Origin of the sequence: Mammaliicoccus sp. B-M6 (assembly GCF_022386965.1) — a bacterium.
GTDB classification, from domain to species: Bacteria; Bacillota; Bacilli; order Staphylococcales; family Staphylococcaceae; genus Mammaliicoccus; species Mammaliicoccus sciuri_A.
Genome location: NZ_JAJNHJ010000015.1, coordinates 29,360 through 48,124, shown reverse-complemented (window position 1 = coordinate 48,124; position 18,765 = coordinate 29,360). Strand labels below are relative to the sequence as shown.

Here is an 18,765-nt window from a genome sequence, read left to right as displayed (position 1 = left end):
AGCTAACTATATTTTTATGAGAAAAGGTGAAAACAATGAAGAACTTTTTATATTCCTACACAAATTTGTATCGACCATATATTCATCATATTAATGAAATATTGGAACCTTTTGATTTATATGCTGCGCAGTACAAAGTGTTACATGATATCGCATATAATCAACCAACCACACTTGTTCAAGTTTCTAAGCGTTCTTTTATTGAAAAACCTACAGCTCGTAAAATTATAAAAAAATTAATCGAACGGGAATTGATTCAAGCAGTTAATAGTAAAGAAGATAAAAGAGAAAAATTCCTTACATTAACTGAGCAAGGTCAAAATCAATTCGATGAAATTCATCATAGAATTGGTGTATTTCAAGAAAAATGTCTGCAAGCAGTTGGTGTCGATGAAGCAGAACTTAATAAGGCACAAGAGATTTTAGAGAATTTGAGAACTTATTTAATAGAGGAGGAAACAGAGTAATGGACGACCAAATTAAGAAACCGATTTGGACAAAAGATTTTATATTTAATTTTGTTATTAGCTTTTTTATATTTTTATCAATGTACTTACTATTAGTAACAGTAGGTGGTTATAGTAAGGAAACATTTGGCGTTTCAGACAGTATGGCTGGTCTAGCATCAGGTTTATTCATAGTTGGATCATTAGTAGGTAGATTTTTAACAGGTAAATATATCAACATAGTAGGTAGTAAGAAAGTATTAGTCATCGGTGGGATTTTACTAGTTATCACAAACGGTTTATATCTCGTGACGGCATCATCATTCGCATTGTTATTAATCGTACGTATTCTAAATGGTGTTGCAAGTGGGGTAGCAAGTACATCTACAGGAACAATCGCAGCATTTATCACACCAGCACAACGTCGTAGTGAAGGTATTAGTATGTATAGTTTAAGTATGGTACTCGGTACAGCAATCGGACCATTTATAGGCTTATTACTATATCAACACATTCCAATGTCTGGACTATTTACAATTTGTACGATACTTATTGTTGTAGCATTTGTTATGTCACTATTCATGAAAGTTGAAACACCTGTTATGGCGAGTGTCAAAACAGAAGAGAAAAAAGGATTTAAAATTACTGATTTCTTCTCAGTACATGCCTTACCAATTGCAATCGTAGTTGTGATTGTTAGTATTGCATACTCATCAGTATTGTCATTTATTCAATTCTTCGCACAAGAAAATCATTTAGTAGATGCAGCAAGTTTCTTCTTTGTTGTATATGCAGTAGCAGTCTTAATTACAAGACCATTTACAGGTAGAATTATGGACCAACGCGGTGAGAATATCGTTACAATACCAGCATTTATATGTTTAATTCTTGGTTTATTCCTAATTAGTATTGCAAGCAATGGTGCGATCTTATTAATCGCAGGTGCATTTATAGGATTAGGATTTGGTAACTTACAATCTATATTCCAAGCATTAGTCGTTAAAGTATCGCCAGTAGAAGCGATGGGATTAGCAACATCAACATATTTCATCGGTTTAGACTTCGGATTAGGATTCGGACCATATGTATTAGGTAACTTCACACATTCGATTGGATATTCAGGATTATATCTAGCAATGTCTATCGTAGCTTTATTAGGATTAGTCGCATTCTATTTCTTACACATGATTAAAGCTAAAAAAGTAAGTCAATTATAATAAGTGGAGGATATGAAGGGACAGAATTCCGAGAAATGTCCCTTACTGAGTACCCTCTAATTAACAGAATTCGAAATAATGGAAGTTAGCGATACTCAATTACTAAACTTCATAATAATGTTGTCTGAGACACTGAGATGTCTCAGACACTATATAAAAAAAATAGCGTATAGGACATTTGTTGTCCTATACGCTATTTATATATTATCCTTCTAAATCAACTGAGTTGATATCAATGCCTAATGCGTCTGCTACACCTTTACCATAGTCTGGATCTGCTTTGTAACAGTTACGGATGTGACGGTGTTTTACTTCGTCAGTAGTGCCTTGCATTTCGTTAGCTGTATTTTGGAAAATACGTTGTTGTTGTTCTGGTGATTGTAGACGGAATAATTTACCTGGTTGTTCATAGTAATTATCGTCATCTTCACGGAAGTCGTGTTCGTATAATTCACCTTCAAGTTCTAAACCTGGTTTTTTGTATTCTGGTTGTGATTGATGAGCTTCATAACTATTTGGATAGTAGTTAATGCCGCCACCAAGGTTACCATCTACTCTCATTTGTCCATCTCTTGAGAATGGGCAAACATTTGTTGCAGCTTTTGGTGAGTTTACTGGGATTTGCCAGTGGTTAACACCTAAGCGGTAACGTTGTGCATCTCCGTAAGAGAATAAACGACCTTGTAACATTTTATCTGGAGAGAAGTCTATACCAGGGATGATGTTTGTTGGTGCAAATGCAGCTTGTTCAACATCTTGGAAATAGTTCTCTGGGTTACGATTTAATTCGAATTCACCAACTGGAATTAATGGGTATTCGTCTTTAAACCAAACTTTAGTTAAGTCGAATGGGTTATCTTTATGATTTCTTGCTTGTTCTTCAGTCATAACTTGAATGTACATTTTCCATTTAGGGAAATTGCCTTCTTCAATCGCGTTGAATAAGTCTCTTTGACTTGATTCGCGGTCTTTAGCAATTACTTGTTCAGCTTCTTCTGCTGTGTAATTTTCGATACCTTGTTGAGTTCTGAAGTGGAATTTAACCCATACACGTTCACCTGCATCGTTGTACATTGAGTAAGTGTGTGAACCGAAACCGTGCATGTTACGGAATCCTTTTGGAATACCTCTGTCTGTCATTAAAATTGTAACTTGGTGTAAAGCTTCAGGTAATAATGTCCAGAAATCCCAGTTTGATTGTGGGTTATGCATGTTTGTTTTAGGGTCACGTTTAACAACATGGTTTAAACTTGCAAATAATTTAGGATCACGGAAGAAGAATACAGGTGTGTTGTTACCAACTAAGTCCCAGTTACCTTCTTCAGTATAGAATTTAAGTGCGAAACCACGAATGTCACGTTCAGCTTCTGCAGCACCACGTTCACCAGCAACTGTAGAGAAACGTGCAAACATTTCAGTTTGTTTACCAATTTCAGAGAATATTTTAGCATTTGTATATTGTGTTATATCATGTGTAACAGTAAAAGTACCGAACGCACCAGAACCTTTAGCATGCATACGACGCTCTGGAATCACTTCTCTGTCGAAATGTGCCATTTGTTCTAAGAAATAAATATCTTGCATAGCAAGTGGTCCGCGTTTACCAGCAGTTAATGAATTTTCACGATCTGATACTGGTGCACCAAAAAGTCCTGTAAGTTTTGATTTATTACTCATATCATAATCCTCCTCAAGATTTCTTAATTATAATAATTCTAATTTCATACTAATTATAATTTAAAGTAAGCAAAGTGACAAGTAAAAGAATAAATAATACAGAAAGAATTACGGTACTACTTTGTTATATATTTAGATATAATAACCTAAAAGTGTAAAAACTAAACATTATATAGGGCTTTTTGACTAAATTTTACGGTTTGTACACAAATTGTTAATAGAATAAATTTTATTTAAAATGAGAATTGGACAGATTAATTGATTATAAGAACTATAAATAATAAAAAAAGAACGCGCTTTTTCGCGTTCTTAATAGAAATAAATATTATTTAGGTAAATCCCTGTCTATAAATAGTGGCTGAACATCTACTCTTCTCAATATGATTTCTTTTGCTTTTTGAGGTAGAAGTTTAATTTCAGGAATTTCTGAGACTTTTAATGATACATATTTAATTTTTTGATCGAATGGAATGGTCAAGTCTTCTAAAGATTCATTAATTGTAACATGGTAAATAAATAATATTTCGTGATAAGACGTACTTTCATATTCAAAGAAGTTTTGAACAGTTGTTAAAAAGTAAATATCATCACATTCTATATTGAGTTCTTCTTTGATTTCACGTTTAATAGCAGAATCTGAGCTTTCGAAATATTTAACTCTCCCACCAATTAATGCATAATAATCATGTTTTTTATCATAGTGAAAACAATAACCATGCTTATCTTTGATGATTGCGCCAACTCTAATATTTAACATACCATCGCCTGATTTAAGTGAAAGATCCATCACAACGACCTCCTTAGTATTAAATTAGAATAATTTAAGAATGACAATGCCGACAAAGACTAATATCGCACCAATTAATCGTCTCGTTGTAATTTTAAATTTTGGTGTATTAAATAAACCAAAATGATCAATTAAAAGTCCCATTAACATTTGTCCAAATATAACGACCATTAATGTAAGTGCTGCACCGAGTTCAGGCATAAGTAATATGTTCGTCGTAACAAATACAACACCTAATGCACCACCAATAAAGTAAATCGGTTTAATCGTACCTTGTTCAGGTTGATGGAAGCTAAAACGAATTCTACGAACAAGAATAAGTGAAAGCATAAATAATGCGATTGTCCCAACAGCGAATGATATAAGTGCTGAAAAATAAAATGAATCTACTTCATATCTAAGTGCACTATTAATAGCTGTTTGTATTGGGGGAAGACAACCTGTCATAATACCGAGAATCATCCAATAATTTGTATGATTAGATTGTGTTGTAATGACACGTGATGATTTCTTTTTATAATTCATTAATAATATACCCAGTAACATCAGAATTACGCCAGAAATTCTTCCGATATTAATTGTATGAATGTCAGCATCAAATAATCCAAATTGGTCGATGATCAGTCCCATTATAATTTGACCAGAAACTGTCATCACGACTGTTAATGCTGCGCCAATTCTTGGAAGTAATAATAAATTTCCTGTTAAAAAGACGACGCCTAATAAACCACCTGTAAACCAAACGTAAGAAAAGTCTTGATTCATTATAAATGATGGTGTTAATTTTTGTGGATTCATAATAGTATTCACAATGATTAACACAATTGTTCCTATCAAGAATGAATAAAATGATGCAAGTATAGGTGATTTTGTGTAACTACCAAGTTTCGTATTAATAGATGTTTGTAGTGGTACACATAACCCTGCTAAAATGCCTAGAATAATTAATAAAATCAATCTTCATAACCCCTTTTTTCTATATCTACAGATTCTTGGTAATAAATCTTTTGTTCATTTTCTGGTACCATGTTACCGCCTGTTGACCAAACGAGGTGCGTGGCATTTTCGGAATCATAATTTAAGTCATGAATATATTTTAAACCTTGGAAACCTGAAGTAGCAGAAGGTTCTATAAAGATATTTTCATGATCTTTTAATGTTTTTAAATAAAGATAAAGTTGATGGTCATTTACTGTACATGAACCAAACAATAATGAAGTCATAATGTTGCCGACTAATTTCGAAGGACGACTGACTGCTAAACCATCTGCAATTGTTTTTCCTGATAAACCTATATCTTGAACGGAAATTTGATCATGTAGCTGTGTAATCATGCCTAAAGTCATACAAGGAGCTTCAGTAGGTTCGATAAAGATAGGATGTACATGATCACCATAAATGAGTTTTAATCCAAATGCGACACCACCAGGACCACCGCCTACGCCACATGGTAAATAGACGTATAACGGATGCGCTTTATCTACATGAATATTTAAGTCTTTCAATTGTTGTTTAAGTCTTAACGCGCTAACAGCATATCCTAAAAATAAATCTTTAGATGCTTCATCATCAATAAAGTGGCAATAAGGATCATCTGCTGCAGCTTTACGACCTTCTTTTACAGCATAACCGTAATCTTGAACATGCTCTACGACTTCGACTCCTTTAGAACGGAGAAGGTCCTTTTTCCATGCTTTAGCATCTTGAGATATATGAACCGTTACTTTGAAACCTAATTTGGCACTCATAATACCGATGCTTAATCCTAAATTACCAGTAGAACCAACAGCAATTCTGTATTTAGAGAAAATAGATTGATATTGTTCAGTAGCAAGTAGGCGATAATCACTATTAATCGTAAAATCAGTTTCTTTCATTGCCGTTTCTTCAGCAAACTTTAGCACTTCATAAATGCCACCACGTGCTTTAATAGAACCAGAAATAGGTAAAGCATGGTCACCTTTAAGTAATAAACGTCCCTTTAAATGACTGAATCGTGCATTTTTAAAATGATCTAATGTGAAAATTTGAGATTCAATTTTTCCATTGTTTAGTTTCGTTTCAGGAAAGACTTCTTCAATATACGGTGCAAAACGAGCTAATCGTTGTTCAGCATCTAATACATCATCCATTGAAAATGGTAAATCAGTAGTCACTAAATAGTCAGGATTTTTCCAAAATACTTCTTCTCCATTTTTAATATTAGAAATAATAGGATACTTATCTTCTAATGATTTTATGTCTATAGACATGAATAATCTCTCCTTTTTAAAATATAATGTAATACAATAGTACAACTGTTTGGATATTATAGATAGATTGTGAGAATAAAAAATATATGATTATTTGTAATCTTTAACAATAATAGAAGGTTTAGAAAGTATAGAAGTAATGAGTATTTCGAGATTGATATGTATGTAGTGGGTCTGTTAATTACAAAATCCTACAGAATTGTAACTAAGAACCCCGCTATCTTCACATAACACACAACATACTCATAAAAAAGACTTCCGATGTAATATCGGAAGTCTCCATTTTTATGATGTATATAAATCTCTTGTAGGTGTTGGGATTCTGCTTGGGTCTGCATGTTTAATAATTGCACGTACATATAGTGAAGCGACAATTAGAAATACGATTGAACCACCAATTACAGATGTTTGATATGGTAATGATAATCCTTCAGGTGCATATAATACATATACACTAATTGCAGCTGTCATGAATAATGCTGGTATTCCTGCTACTAAATGTTTCTTGCCATATCTTAATAAGTAACTTACACTAACCCACAACATAACGGTTGCGACGATTTGATTTGAGAATCCAACATATCTCCATAAGAATGAATAATCAATTGTTGATAGTAAGAAAGCAGGTAATCCTACAGCAAAGCTTGCTGCAATCATTAATACTTTTGGTTTAATTTTTACTTTATCTCTCATGAAATCTTCTATAATCATTCTTGAACTTCTAAGTGCAGTATCACCAGTTGTAATAGGTAGGATGATGACACCAAGTAGTGCAAGGATGCTACCGAATGGTCCTAATAATTCCATTGAGATTTGGTCAACGACACCTGCTGGACCGATTGATTGTAATTTTGCTGCTAATCCTTCAGTACCACCGAAGAATGTCATACCAGCTGCTGCCCAAATTAATGCAATAATACCTTCTGAGATCATTGCGCCATAAAAAACTTTTCTACCTTCTGATTCATTTTTAACTGTTCTTGAAATGATTGGACTTTGCGTACAATGGAAACCTGAAATTGCACCGCAAGATATTGTCACCATAAGTAATGGCCAAACAGGTAGTTCTTTAGGATGCATATTATGAATTGTAATTTCAGGAATATGTTTACCACTGAATATTAAAGCAACGGCTACACTAACGGCCATAACGATTAAGATAACACCGAATATTGGATAAATACGTCCAATGATTTTATTGATAGGAAGAATAGCTGCTAGTATAAAGTATGTAAAAATGATAACTAATGCTACGAAGAATGAAATAGGTGTCTTGCTTGATAATAATTGAGCTGGCCCAGCAACAAATGCAGCTGCAACAAGCACCATCAAGACGACAGACACAACATCTGTGAACACTCTAATAATCTTACCTAAATAATGTTGTACAAGCATAGGGAACTGTGCACCACCATGTCTCAAACTTAGCATGCCTGAGAAGTAATCATGTACACCTCCAGCAACGATACACCCTACAACAATCCAGATAAATGCTACAGGTCCATATAAAGCACCAGCTACTGCACCAAATATCGGACCCAATCCAGCTATGTTAAGCAGCTGAATCATCCATCCTTTCCAAGCAGGCATAGGTACAAAATCCATATTATCTTGTTTACTATACGCTGGTGTTTGTTTATCCGGATGTATCTCGAATACGCGTTCAACGTATTTACCGTAAAAGATATACCCCAAAATTAAAATAATAATACTAGAAATAAATGTAACCATTGTAAAACCTTCTTTCAAACTAAGAATATTCATAGATTAGCAAAAATTTTACATTGTATCAATAATATTTTTGAAATTTCTGAAAATTTGTCGATATAGTAAACATAACAATTATTTGCAATTGTAAAATTACAAAATTATAATCAAAAGTAAGCCTTTTCATTTAAAAATGATTATATTTGGCTTTTTTGGGCATAATTTCATAGAGGGGGTAATCAATATGCAAGAACATCAGGTTATAACAATTGATGGTAAAGATTTTCTTGTAGAAGAGGGCATGAGGCTATTGGACTTTATTAAAGCTGAAAAGTTAACCTTCGTTCCGTCTATATGCTACAACGAATCTTTAGGACCAATTGAAACGTGTGACTCATGTGTCGTCGAAGTTAATGGGCAACTTCAACGTGCATGTAGTACGATGATTGAGAATGGCATGGTTGTGAATACACAACTTGAATCCGTGAAATCAGCTCAGAAACAAGCATTGGACAGAGTGCTTGAACATCATGAATTATATTGTACAGTTTGTGATTATAATAATGGCAATTGCGAAATTCATAATGCAATGGGTGAATTTGGTTTAGAACATCAATCTAATCCATTTCAATCTAAAGGTTATGAAAAAGATTTTGGGGCATTTTACAGATATGATCCGGATCAATGTATTCTATGTGGTAGATGTGTAGAAGTATGTCAAGATGTACAAGTGAACGAAACATTGACAATTGATTGGGAAAGAAAACAACCTAGAGTTATTTGGGACAATGATCGTGCGATTGATGAATCAAGCTGTGTGAACTGTGGACAATGTGTAACAGTATGTCCTTGTAATGCTTTGATGGAAAATAACATGCTAGGTAACGCAGGGTATATGACTGATCAAGAACCTGGCTTATTACGTTCGATGATTGAACTCACTAAAAAAGCTGAAACTGGATATGGACCACTGTTTGCGATTTCTGATTCAGAAGCGGCGATGCGAGAAGATGTTATTAAGAAGACGAAGACAGTATGTACATACTGTGGAGTAGGTTGTTCATTTGATGTTTGGACAAAAGATAGAGAAATATTAAGAGTGTTACCGCATGAAGATTCTCCAGCAAATCATATTTCTACGTGTGTTAAAGGGAAATTTGCATGGGACTATGTGAATTCTGAAGATAGATTAACGAAACCTTTAGTTAGAAAAGAAGGCTATTTCCAAGAAGTTGAATGGGATGAAGCTTTAAGAGTGATCAGTACTCGATTTTCTCAAATTAAAAATCAATATGGTAAAGACGCATTAGCGTTTATTTCATCTTCTAAATGTACAAATGAAGAATCATATTTAATGCAGAAATTAGCGAGACAAGTTATCGGAACGCATAATGTCGATAATTGTTCTAGATATTGTCAATCACCCGCTACTCAAGGATTGTTTAGAACAGTAGGTTACGGTGGCGATTCCGGTTCAATTGAAGATTTAGAAAAAGCTAAAATGGTCATTACTATCGGTACAAACACAGCTGAAGCACATCCAGTTATTGCGAGTAGAATTAAACGTGCACATAAATTATTAGGACAAAAATTATATGTATTTGATATTAGAAAACATGAGATGGCTGAACGTGCAGATAAATTTTATCAACCAAATCCTGGTACAGATTTAGTTTGGCTATCAGCTGTTACAAAATATATTATCGACCAAAATTGGCACGATGAGGCTTTTATCAATAAATGGGTTAATGATTTTGATAGTTATTATGAAAGTCTTAATACATTTACGTTAGAGTATGCAGAAAGTCTCACGGGCATTAGTCAAACAGAACTTAAACATATTGCCAAACAAGTTGCAGAAACTGAATCTCTATCCATCTGTTGGGCAATGGGTGTAACGCAACATCGTATCGGTAGTGATACAAGTACAGCTATTTCTAACTTATTATTAGTAACAGGGAATTATATGAGACCTGGCACAGGTGCTTATCCTTTAAGAGGCCACAACAATGTTCAAGGATGTAGTGATATGGGCAGTATGCCTAACACATTCCCAGGATATCAAGATGTCTCTGATGATGAAGTGAGACATAAATTTGAACAAGCTTGGCAAGTTTCGCTCGATTCAGAAAGAGGTTTGGACAACCATCAAATGATAGATAGTATACATGAAGGGACATTACACTCACTTTATATTAAAGGTGAAGATACAGGTGTTGTAGACGCTAATATCAATTATGTCAGATCAGCATTTGAGAAAATTGATTTCTTAGTCGTTCAAGATTTATTTTTATCAAAAACAGCCGAATTTGCAGATGTTGTCTTACCAGCATCTCCTTCATTAGAAAAAGATGGTACATTTACAAACACTGAAAGACGTGTTCAAAGAATCAATAAAGCATTAGACACGCTTGGAGATTCTAAACCAGACTGGGAAATCATTCAATTAATTGCACAGTCACTAGGCGCAGATTGGGATTATCAACATCCTAGTGAAATATGGTATGAAGCACAATCACTCATGCCTTTAGTTAAAGGAATTACGTATGATCGTCTAGAAGGATTTGATAGTTTACAATGGCCAATGAATGATGATGGCACTGATACACCATTATTATATACAGAAAGATTTAATTTCCCTGATGGCAAAGCTAGACTTTATCCATTGTCATTTAATGTTGAATCTAAAAAGACAAAAGAAATGTCATTACACGTTAACAATGGTCGAGTGTTAGAACATTTCCATGAAGGTAATATGACTTATCAAGTACCTGGTTTAAAATATAAATTACCTAGAAACTTCTGTGAAATTTCTAAAGAACTCGCTGAAGAACACGGTATCGAAAATGGTGCGAGAGTTAAAATAACTTCTAAAGTAGGTACAGTAGAAGTGAATGTGCAAGTAACAGACAGAGTAGCAGGTAATAATATTTATATTCCATTAAATGATCAGAATGAAGGTGCACCTAACTTTGTAACAGATAGTGATGTTGATAAAGATACAAATACACCAGCATATAAAGATAATTATGCGAAGTTAGAAGTTGTCACTAAAAAAGGGCAATCACCTATACCTAAACATAATTCACGTTTTGGTAATAGACAGCCTCAGATTAGTGTGAGAGTACAAGATAAGTGGGCGAAATCAAGTTATACATTCCCTAGTAAAGGTGGCGATTTATAATGGGTGAAAGAGTTAAAGTGATTAAGAAAATTCATAAAAGTAGAGAATATATAATTGAAGAAAATATGAATGACATTAAATCACGATTATCAGATCGAAAAATTGCCATTGAAAAAGGGATTGATATACTCGATGCACTGGAAGAAGCGGAAGCGTTGGATGCTTTTCACGCAGCCATTGTGCAACGTAAAATCATTACGAAAAATATCGTCAATGAACTAAATAAAGAACAATATGAAGGTATTTTAGGAAATCTTGGACAAGTTCTATTTTTATTAGGAGAGCTAGATATAGAAGAAACATCGACTTTCGTGAGAAGAATTAATAACGGTATGAAAGTAGCAAATAGGGCTAATCCTTATAAGAAGACTTCTGTAACAGATTTATTAGGTGCACTTAAAGATCCAGAAATTAATCAAAGTGTAACGCTATTATTGAACTTTTTAAAAGGTATGAGTAGAGAAGAGTGAGACAGATTTCTGTCTCGCTCTTATTTTTTGAAAACATTTCGTTGAAATTTAAGAAAATATAAGATAAGTTAAAACAGTAACAATGCTTATACAAATAGAAGAGGTGTGAATATTATTAACTTTTTGAGAGAAAGGTTTTCTTTAATTTTAGGGCTCACAATTATTATTATTTTTATTGTTTTATTATTTATTTTTGAGTCTCCTTTTTTTAAAAATCATCAAACGCATACTTATGAAGAAGCGCTTGAAATTCAAACGCAAAGTGATGCACCAGCTGTTACACAAAAGGACAATAAATTCGTGTATGCTGATAAAAAAGATATCGATAAATTTATGGATATCGACAAAAGTCAGACAGACTTTCAATTCATAGATATATCTAAAAAAGTAGATGTATCAGAAAAACAAGTTAAAGAAATTTTAAAAGATAAAGGCATATTAAAAGGTAAAGAAAAAGCTTTTATAGATGCTCAAGAAAAATATGATGTCAATGTCATATACTTGATGAGCCATGCTTTTATCGAAACTGGCAACGGTAATTCTGAATTGGCTAGTGGTGTCAAAATGTCCAACGGTAAAACATTCTATAATTTTTATGGAATCGGGGCATTTGATCAAGATGCTGTAGAAACAGGTAGTAGTTATGCGCGTAAAAAAGGTTGGACTTCTCCAGAAAAAGCTATAAATGGAGGCGCTGAATTTATTAAAAAGGATTATCTTAACAATGGGCAAGACACATTATATAAAATGAGATGGAACCCTTATAATCCAGGTCAACACCTATATGCAACAGATGTGAATTGGGCAACAAGTATCGGTAAAATTATGGAAGGTTATTATGATGACCATAATTTGAAAAAATCAAAAGTCCATAAAGACTATTACAAATAAAGGTTACCCCTAGTTCAATATGAACTGGGGGTAAAGATATGTAAGGATTCATGTTAAAATAAAGCTTATAATCAAATTTTTATTTCAAAGAAAGTAGTGAACAAAATGAAAATTGCTGTAATTGGGGCAGGCATCGGTGGGTTAACGACTGCTGGATTACTAACTCAAACGGGACATGAAGTTTATGTATATGAACAACGTGGAAATTTAGACCAAGATGGTGCCGGTTTAGGTATTGGAAGTAATGTCCTTAAAGCATTGAAACAATATAAAATGGCATATGCAATTGAGCAAGAAGGCCAGCCATTAAGAAAAATAGAAATTAGAACTGATTTAGATGAATTTTTAAATTCATTAATGATGAATCAAGATGAACATAAAAATATTACGATTCATAGAAAAGTGTTACATGAAATCTTAAAAACACATGTACCAACAGATAATATTTATTTAAATCATGAAGTCAAAACATTTAAGCAAACAGCTGACGATGTACGGCTTTATTTTACAAATGGTTTAGAAGAACAATTTGATTTAGTAATTGCAGCAGATGGTATACATTCAAAAGTAAGAACACAACTTTATCCGAAATCAGCACCTAAGTATGCTGGATACACTTGTTTCAGAGGTGTAGTAAACGAGAAGTTAAATATCGAACAAGATGTTACTTTAGAATATTGGGGACATAAAGGAAGATTTGGCATTGTACCTTTAAAAGACAACGAATTATACTGGTTCTGTACAATGAATGCTAAAGAAAATGATTTGCAATTTAAGTCATTTGAGAAACCACATCTTCAAGCATACTTCAATCAATTCCCTAATGAAGTAAGAACTGTATTAGATGCACAAGAAGAAACAGGCATATTACATCATGATATGTACGACCTCGTACCATTGAAATCTTTCGTTTCAAATAGAGTAGTTCTGTTGGGAGACGCAGCACATGCAACAACACCGAACATGGGACAAGGTGCAGGACAAGCAATAGAAGATGCCGTAACATTAGTGAATTTAATTAACGATCGAGATATAGAATCAGCCTTAAAACGATATGATAAATTAAGAACGAAACATACTAAAAAAGTCATCTTAAAATCAAGAAAAATCGGTAAAGCAGCACAATCATCAAGTACTTTAAAAATTAAAATAAGAAATAAAATGCTCAAACAAAAATCTTCAAAATCACTTAGCAAAAAAGTGAAGTTCTTACAAAAAGCAAAATTAAAATAGGGAAAAACCGCTTAGACACGATGGAAGTCTAAGCGGTTTTTGACATTTAATGCGTTAGTAAGTTGTTCTAATTACCAGAATTCTGAGAAATGGAAGTTAGGATCGTCTAATTAAGGACATTATTTGGAATTGTGTCCCTAACACGGCCCGTTACGGACATTACTCAGAATTGTGTCCCTAAATACTTCCACAATACTATCGAATTTTTAATGTGTTATATCTGAAGTTGATATACCAGTTGCAGATTTAACTTGGACTTCTTGGAATTTATCATGTGATTCTGATTTACCTAGGAATGTTCCTAAAAATGCACCAATAAAGCCTGCTGGTACTGATATGATTGCAGGGTTTGATAATGGGAATATTGGCGACATTGTTATAAATGCTGTTCCTGCTGGATTCATGACATTTGGACTTAAAATAACGAGTATAAGTGACACCATTAAGCCGACAGCGATTCCTGTGATGGCACCGTGTGTGTTAAATCTCTTCCAAAATATCGTAAATACAATGACAGGTAAGTTAGCACTTGCTGCGACACAAAATGCTAATGATACTAAGAATGCTACGTTTAAATTTTGAGCAAATAAGGCTAATATAATGGATACAACTGAAACGGTTAATGAAGCTAATTTTGCTGCTTTCATCTGTTCACGTTCGCTTATTTTACCTTTTTTAATAACTTGCCCGTAAATATCATGTGCGAATGCAGACGCGCCTGTTAATACTAAACCTGCTACTACTGCTAAAATCGTCGCAAATGCTACGGCAGAAACGAATGACATTAAGAAATCTCCACCTAATTTTGCTGCTAATAATGGAGCTGCCATATTACCTGCAGGGTTAGCTGCAATAATTTCTTCACGTGTTAATAATGCTGCTGCACCAAATCCAAGGAAGATTGTTAAAATGTAGAAGATACCGATAATCCATGTTGCCCACATTACAGAAGATCTTGCTGTTTTAGCATCTTTAACTGTAAAGAATCGCATCAATATGTGTGGTAACCCAGCTGTACCAAACAGTAACGCAATAATTAATGAGATGTTATCTAACGGTGGTTTACCTTGTGAACCTGGATTAATAAATTCACCTTTGAAATCAGATGACTTAATGTTATGCATTTCACCAAACATCGTAGAAAGATTGAAGTCAAAATGTAATAACACTAAAAATGAAATAATTACAGTACCAATCATAAGTAATACAGCTTTAACCATTTGTACCCAGCTTGTTGCTGTCATACCACCAAATAATACGTAAATAGTCATCATTATACCAACTAGAATAACAGCGAGCGTATAAGGTATACCAAATAGTAATTGAATAAGTGCACCTGCACCAACGAGTTGTGCAAGCATATAGAATATAACTATTGTAATAGAAGAAACTGCAGCCATAGCTCTTACTTTTTTTAATTCAAATCGTGCTGCAATCATATCTGCTAAAGTATATTTACCAAGGTTTCTTAACGGCTCAGCTACGATGTATAACACAATAAGATAAGCTGTTAAATAACCAATACTATAGAAGAAACCATCAAACCCCCATAATGCGATGGCACCTGCTATACCTAAAAATGAAGCGGCTGATAAATAATCACCTGCAATTGCCAAACCATTTTGCCAACCTGTTAAGCCACCACCAGCAGTGTAGAAGTCATTTGCTGATTGTGTTCTTTTAGATGCAAAATATGTAATAAACAATGTGATCCCGACAAATATTAAAAACATAACGACGACGATGACATTCATAAGTTTTGCTCCTCTCTATATGCTTTTAATAGTTCCTCAGCATCTTTATCAAAAGATTTTGCTTTTCGCATGTACAAAGTGACAAGTGTCCAAACCATAATGAATAATAATAAAGCGTAAATCCATGCCCATGAGATATTCCAAAATGCAATATTATTCAAGATGTTTGTATAACCAGTCAACACTGGGAATAGGAGTGTTGCCAAAATAAAGAATATAGAGATAGGAAATATAAAATTATTTCTTTTTTTCAGAAGTTCTTTAAACTTTGGATCTGCTGCTAAACGCTTGAAATCATGCTCTGCCATACTCATAACCCCCTTATTTATAGATGTAAAAATACATCTTAATTCTCATTTTATTTGTTGTTCACAAAATTGTCAATAATTTATTGATAGCGCTTACATTAATAAAAATTCATTAAGAAAATGTTAATCAATCATTAAAGAGAAAAAATACAATCCAGATAAATGAATATTTAGAAAAATTTGATTATAAGTATTGACGATAAATGGAAACACCCATATAATTCTTATCATATTAATAAGAATTCGGAAGGGATAAATAAGATGATTGAATTTAAAAATGTAAATAAAATTTTCCAGCAAAAGAATTCTAAAATCCAAGCTTTAAAAGATGTCAGTTTTAAAGTCGAAGAACAAGATATTTTTGGCGTAATTGGATATAGTGGTGCAGGAAAAAGTACGTTAATAAGACTTGTTAATGCTTTGGAAGAGAAAACAACGGGAGAGGTCATTGTTAATGGCCATGACATCAATCAATATTCAAAGAAAGAATTACAAAGTGTTAAGAAGAATATCGGTATGATATTTCAACATTTCAATCTATTAAATTCTAAGACAGTATTTAATAATGTTGCGATGCCGCTTATTTTGCAAGGTACAAGTAAAGAAAAAATTAAAGCCAAAGTTGATGAACTATTAAAGTTTGTTGGTCTAGAGGATAAAGGAAAGCAATATCCTAATGAACTATCTGGAGGACAAAAGCAAAGAGTGGCTATTGCACGAGCACTCGTGACAGATCCTAAAATATTATTATGTGACGAAGCAACAAGTGCACTTGACCCGGCAACGACAGATTCTATATTGAAATTATTAAAAAATGTCAATGAAGAATTTGGAGTCACAATTCTACTGATTACACATGAAATGAGTGTGATACAGAAGATTTGTAACAAAGTCGCAGTGATGGAAAATGGTAGAGTAATCGAAATTGGACCGGTATTAGATGTCTTCAGCCATCCTAAAACAGCAACAGCCAAGAATTTTGTATCTACAGTTATTACAACAGATATATCAGATAATTTAAGAAAATTAATACCAACTGATCATCATGCAACAGACATTAAATTATATATAGATGGAGAGAAAGTGACACAATCCATCATCAATGACTTAATTACAAAATATCAAGTTCAAATTAATATCTTGTTTGCTTCAATGTCAGATATTCAAGGCACACCAGTAGGGTACTTAACGTTACGTTTGAAAGGTGACGACAGGGCAATTAGAAGAAGCTTTGCCCATTTAGATTCATTAAATATAGAATTTGAGGAGGTTGGTGCATAATGTTCGGATCATCATTAGATTCTTCACTATTGTTAGATTCTATATATCAAACTTTATACATGGTAACTGTGTCACTTGTATTAGGTGCATTAATTGGTATTCCATTAGGCATTTTGTTAGTGATTACTAGAAAAAACGGTATATGGGAAAATGTCATCATTTATTATTTACTCAATCCAATTATTAATATATTCAGATCTTTACCTTTCATTATATTATTAATTGCGATCGTACCTTTTACGAAATTAATTGTAGGTACTTCTATAGGTACATCTGCAGCAATTGTACCACTGACTGTTTATGTTGCACCTTACATAGCAAGATTAGTTGAAAACTCATTATTAGAAGTTAATTCTGGTGTTATTGAAGCTGCACATTCAATGGGTGCTTCACCCATTCAAATTATTAGATATTTCTTATTACCAGAAGCACTAGGATCATTAATCTTAGCATTAACGACTTCAATTATTGGTTTAATTGGTGCTACTGCAATGGCCGGGGCAGTTGGTGGAGGCGGAATAGGTGACTTAGCACTTGCATACGGCTATCAAAGATTTGATACAATCGTCATCGTTATCACCGTTATTATACTTGTTATTATGGTACAAGTTATTCAATCTCTAGGTAATGTCTTATCTAGATTAGTACGCAGAAGTTAAATATTTTAATATAAAGGAGCAATTTAAATGAAGAAAGTCTTAACATTATTAGTAGCATTAGTATTATTACTCGCAGCATGTGGAGATAAGAAAGACGATAAGAAAGTCACAATTGGTATCGCATCAAATGACACAGCAGTTTGGGACAAAGTTAAAGAATTAGCTAAAAAAGATGGTATTGAAGTTGAAATCAAACAGTTTTCAGACTACAATGTTCCAAATAAAGCTTTATCAGACGGAGATATTGATTTAAATGCCTTCCAACATTTCGCATTTTTAGATCAATTTAAGAAAGCAAATAAAGGTACAGATATTACTCCTATTAGAACGACAGTGCTTGCGCCATTAGGCATATACTCTAAAGAATTGAAAGATGTTAAAGATTTAAAAAATGGTGCTAAAGTTGTAATTCCAAATGATGTTTCAAACCAAGCAAGAGCGTTAAAATTATTAGAAAAAGCAGGTTACATTAAATTAGATAAGAACTTCGGTTTAAGTGGTGGACCTAAAGACATAGTTGAAAATAAAAAGAATTTAAACATTAAAGCAGTAGATGCACAACAAACAGCGAGAGCATTAGATGAAGTGGATATTGCTGTTATCAATAATGGTGTAGCTTCAAAAGCTGGATTAGATCCTAAAAAAGATCCTATTTTCTTAGAAGATCCAGATGCTAATGCAGCTAAACCTTATATCAACTTTATCGCAGCAAATACGAAAGACAAAGATAATAAAACATACAAGAAAATTGCGAAATTATATCATTCAGAAGAAGCTAAAGATGCTTTAAAAGAAGATACGAAAGATGGAGAAATTGTTGTTGATTTAAAACAAGATGAAATTAAAGAAATTGTGGATTCACTTAAATAAATTAAAAAAAGATTCGGCTCCTCTTAGCC

General features: G+C 33.3%; 16 protein-coding genes. 9 read left to right on the top strand and 7 right to left on the bottom strand.

The features are described from left to right. Nucleotides 1-35: 35 nt before the first annotated feature. Nucleotides 36-467: a MarR family winged helix-turn-helix transcriptional regulator gene (locus LQ693_RS07475; protein WP_025906877.1), complete on the top strand. Its 432-nt coding sequence runs from the start codon at nucleotides 36-38 to the stop codon at nucleotides 465-467. Continuing rightward, the gene (locus tag LQ693_RS07470) at nucleotides 467-1,663 is read left to right on the top strand and encodes an MFS transporter (RefSeq protein WP_025906876.1); all 1,197 of its coding nucleotides are present in this window, start codon (nucleotides 467-469) and stop codon (nucleotides 1,661-1,663) included. The genes LQ693_RS07475 and LQ693_RS07470 overlap by 1 nt, the downstream gene beginning before the upstream one ends. A gap of 204 nt (nucleotides 1,664-1,867) precedes the next feature. Here LQ693_RS07470 and LQ693_RS07465 read toward each other — a convergent pair whose 3' ends face one another. The 5 genes from LQ693_RS07465 to LQ693_RS07445 all read right to left on the bottom strand — a co-directional run bounded on the left by LQ693_RS07465 (nucleotide 1,868) and on the right by LQ693_RS07445 (nucleotide 8,110). Next, the gene (locus LQ693_RS07465; RefSeq protein WP_025906875.1) at nucleotides 1,868-3,340 is read right to left on the bottom strand and encodes a catalase; all 1,473 of its coding nucleotides are present in this window, start codon (nucleotides 3,338-3,340) and stop codon (nucleotides 1,868-1,870) included. A 325-nt stretch (nucleotides 3,341-3,665) separates the two neighbouring features. Beyond that, complete coding sequence (locus LQ693_RS07460) at nucleotides 3,666-4,127, bottom strand: NUDIX domain-containing protein (protein ID WP_103361992.1); 462 nt, start codon at nucleotides 4,125-4,127, stop codon at nucleotides 3,666-3,668. A gap of 24 nt (nucleotides 4,128-4,151) precedes the next feature. Then, nucleotides 4,152-5,084, bottom strand: coding sequence for a DMT family transporter (locus tag LQ693_RS07455; RefSeq protein WP_025906873.1), 933 nt, complete (start codon nucleotides 5,082-5,084; stop codon nucleotides 4,152-4,154). After that, nucleotides 5,081-6,379: a D-serine ammonia-lyase gene (locus LQ693_RS07450; protein ID WP_239702939.1), complete on the bottom strand. Its 1,299-nt coding sequence runs from the start codon at nucleotides 6,377-6,379 to the stop codon at nucleotides 5,081-5,083. The genes LQ693_RS07455 and LQ693_RS07450 overlap by 4 nt, the downstream gene beginning before the upstream one ends. A 285-nt stretch (nucleotides 6,380-6,664) precedes the next feature. Then, on the bottom strand, nucleotides 6,665-8,110 hold the full coding sequence (locus LQ693_RS07445) for a carbon starvation CstA family protein (protein WP_025906871.1): 1,446 nt from the start codon (nucleotides 8,108-8,110) through the stop codon (nucleotides 6,665-6,667). Between the two features lie 220 nt (nucleotides 8,111-8,330). Here LQ693_RS07445 and fdhF point away from each other — a divergent pair, with 220 nt between their 5' ends. The 4 genes from fdhF to LQ693_RS07425 all read left to right on the top strand — a co-directional run bounded on the left by fdhF (nucleotide 8,331) and on the right by LQ693_RS07425 (nucleotide 13,864). Next, the gene (gene fdhF, locus LQ693_RS07440; RefSeq protein ID WP_107634056.1) at nucleotides 8,331-11,270 is read left to right on the top strand and encodes a formate dehydrogenase subunit alpha; all 2,940 of its coding nucleotides are present in this window, start codon (nucleotides 8,331-8,333) and stop codon (nucleotides 11,268-11,270) included. Then, entirely contained in the window at nucleotides 11,270-11,740 is a 471-nt protein-coding gene (locus LQ693_RS07435; RefSeq protein WP_037589089.1) for a helical membrane plugin domain-containing protein, read from the top strand. Before fdhF ends, LQ693_RS07435 begins: the two co-directional genes overlap by 1 nt. A gap of 123 nt (nucleotides 11,741-11,863) precedes the next feature. Then, a complete protein-coding gene (locus LQ693_RS07430; RefSeq protein WP_103361996.1) occupies nucleotides 11,864-12,631 on the top strand; it encodes an N-acetylglucosaminidase in 768 nt (255 codons plus the stop codon). A 105-nt stretch (nucleotides 12,632-12,736) separates the two neighbouring features. Next, nucleotides 12,737-13,864, top strand: coding sequence for an FAD-dependent monooxygenase (locus tag LQ693_RS07425; RefSeq protein ID WP_119494797.1), 1,128 nt, complete (start codon nucleotides 12,737-12,739; stop codon nucleotides 13,862-13,864). Nucleotides 13,865-14,070: 206 nt separating this feature from the next. Here LQ693_RS07425 and LQ693_RS07420 read toward each other — a convergent pair whose 3' ends face one another. Continuing rightward, complete coding sequence (locus tag LQ693_RS07420) at nucleotides 14,071-15,618, bottom strand: solute symporter family protein (protein WP_103361997.1); 1,548 nt, start codon at nucleotides 15,616-15,618, stop codon at nucleotides 14,071-14,073. After that, nucleotides 15,615-15,926: a DUF485 domain-containing protein gene (locus LQ693_RS07415; protein ID WP_025906865.1), complete on the bottom strand. Its 312-nt coding sequence runs from the start codon at nucleotides 15,924-15,926 to the stop codon at nucleotides 15,615-15,617. The genes LQ693_RS07420 and LQ693_RS07415 overlap by 4 nt, the downstream gene beginning before the upstream one ends. Nucleotides 15,927-16,187: 261 nt before the next feature. On the opposite strand from LQ693_RS07415, the gene LQ693_RS07410 reads away from it, so the two are divergent. From LQ693_RS07410 to gmpC, 3 genes are read left to right on the top strand one after another with little or no spacing between them, the layout of a single operon-like run. Beyond that, a complete protein-coding gene (locus tag LQ693_RS07410; protein WP_119494798.1) occupies nucleotides 16,188-17,207 on the top strand; it encodes a methionine ABC transporter ATP-binding protein in 1,020 nt (339 codons plus the stop codon). Continuing rightward, nucleotides 17,207-17,866: a methionine ABC transporter permease gene (locus LQ693_RS07405; protein ID WP_025906863.1), complete on the top strand. Its 660-nt coding sequence runs from the start codon at nucleotides 17,207-17,209 to the stop codon at nucleotides 17,864-17,866. The genes LQ693_RS07410 and LQ693_RS07405 overlap by 1 nt, the downstream gene beginning before the upstream one ends. Before the next feature lie 27 nt (nucleotides 17,867-17,893). Then, nucleotides 17,894-18,736 (top strand): dipeptide ABC transporter glycylmethionine-binding lipoprotein, encoded by an 843-nt coding sequence (gene gmpC, locus LQ693_RS07400; RefSeq protein ID WP_025906862.1) that lies wholly within the window; start codon nucleotides 17,894-17,896, stop codon nucleotides 18,734-18,736. Nucleotides 18,737-18,765 lie beyond the last annotated feature (29 nt).

Bases quoted from the DNA above. Each gene is read 5' to 3' on its own strand.
- fdhF (WP_107634056.1), top strand. From the start codon at position 8,331: ATGCAAGAACATCAGGTTATAACAATTGATGGTAAAGATTTTCTTGTA.
- LQ693_RS07450 (WP_239702939.1), bottom strand. From the start codon at position 6,379: ATGTCTATAGACATAAAATCATTAGAAGATAAGTATCCTATTATTTCT.
- LQ693_RS07435 (WP_037589089.1), top strand. From the start codon at position 11,270: ATGGGTGAAAGAGTTAAAGTGATTAAGAAAATTCATAAAAGTAGAGAA.
- gmpC (WP_025906862.1), top strand. From the start codon at position 17,894: ATGAAGAAAGTCTTAACATTATTAGTAGCATTAGTATTATTACTCGCA.
- LQ693_RS07415 (WP_025906865.1), bottom strand. From the start codon at position 15,926: ATGGCAGAGCATGATTTCAAGCGTTTAGCAGCAGATCCAAAGTTTAAA.
- LQ693_RS07410 (WP_119494798.1), top strand. From the start codon at position 16,188: ATGATTGAATTTAAAAATGTAAATAAAATTTTCCAGCAAAAGAATTCT.
- LQ693_RS07470 (WP_025906876.1), top strand. From the start codon at position 467: ATGGACGACCAAATTAAGAAACCGATTTGGACAAAAGATTTTATATTT.
- LQ693_RS07445 (WP_025906871.1), bottom strand. From the start codon at position 8,110: ATGGTTACATTTATTTCTAGTATTATTATTTTAATTTTGGGGTATATC.
- LQ693_RS07420 (WP_103361997.1), bottom strand. From the start codon at position 15,618: ATGAATGTCATCGTCGTCGTTATGTTTTTAATATTTGTCGGGATCACA.
- LQ693_RS07425 (WP_119494797.1), top strand. From the start codon at position 12,737: ATGAAAATTGCTGTAATTGGGGCAGGCATCGGTGGGTTAACGACTGCT.
- LQ693_RS07405 (WP_025906863.1), top strand. From the start codon at position 17,207: ATGTTCGGATCATCATTAGATTCTTCACTATTGTTAGATTCTATATAT.
- LQ693_RS07475 (WP_025906877.1), top strand. From the start codon at position 36: ATGAAGAACTTTTTATATTCCTACACAAATTTGTATCGACCATATATT.
- LQ693_RS07460 (WP_103361992.1), bottom strand. From the start codon at position 4,127: ATGGATCTTTCACTTAAATCAGGCGATGGTATGTTAAATATTAGAGTT.
- LQ693_RS07465 (WP_025906875.1), bottom strand. From the start codon at position 3,340: ATGAGTAATAAATCAAAACTTACAGGACTTTTTGGTGCACCAGTATCA.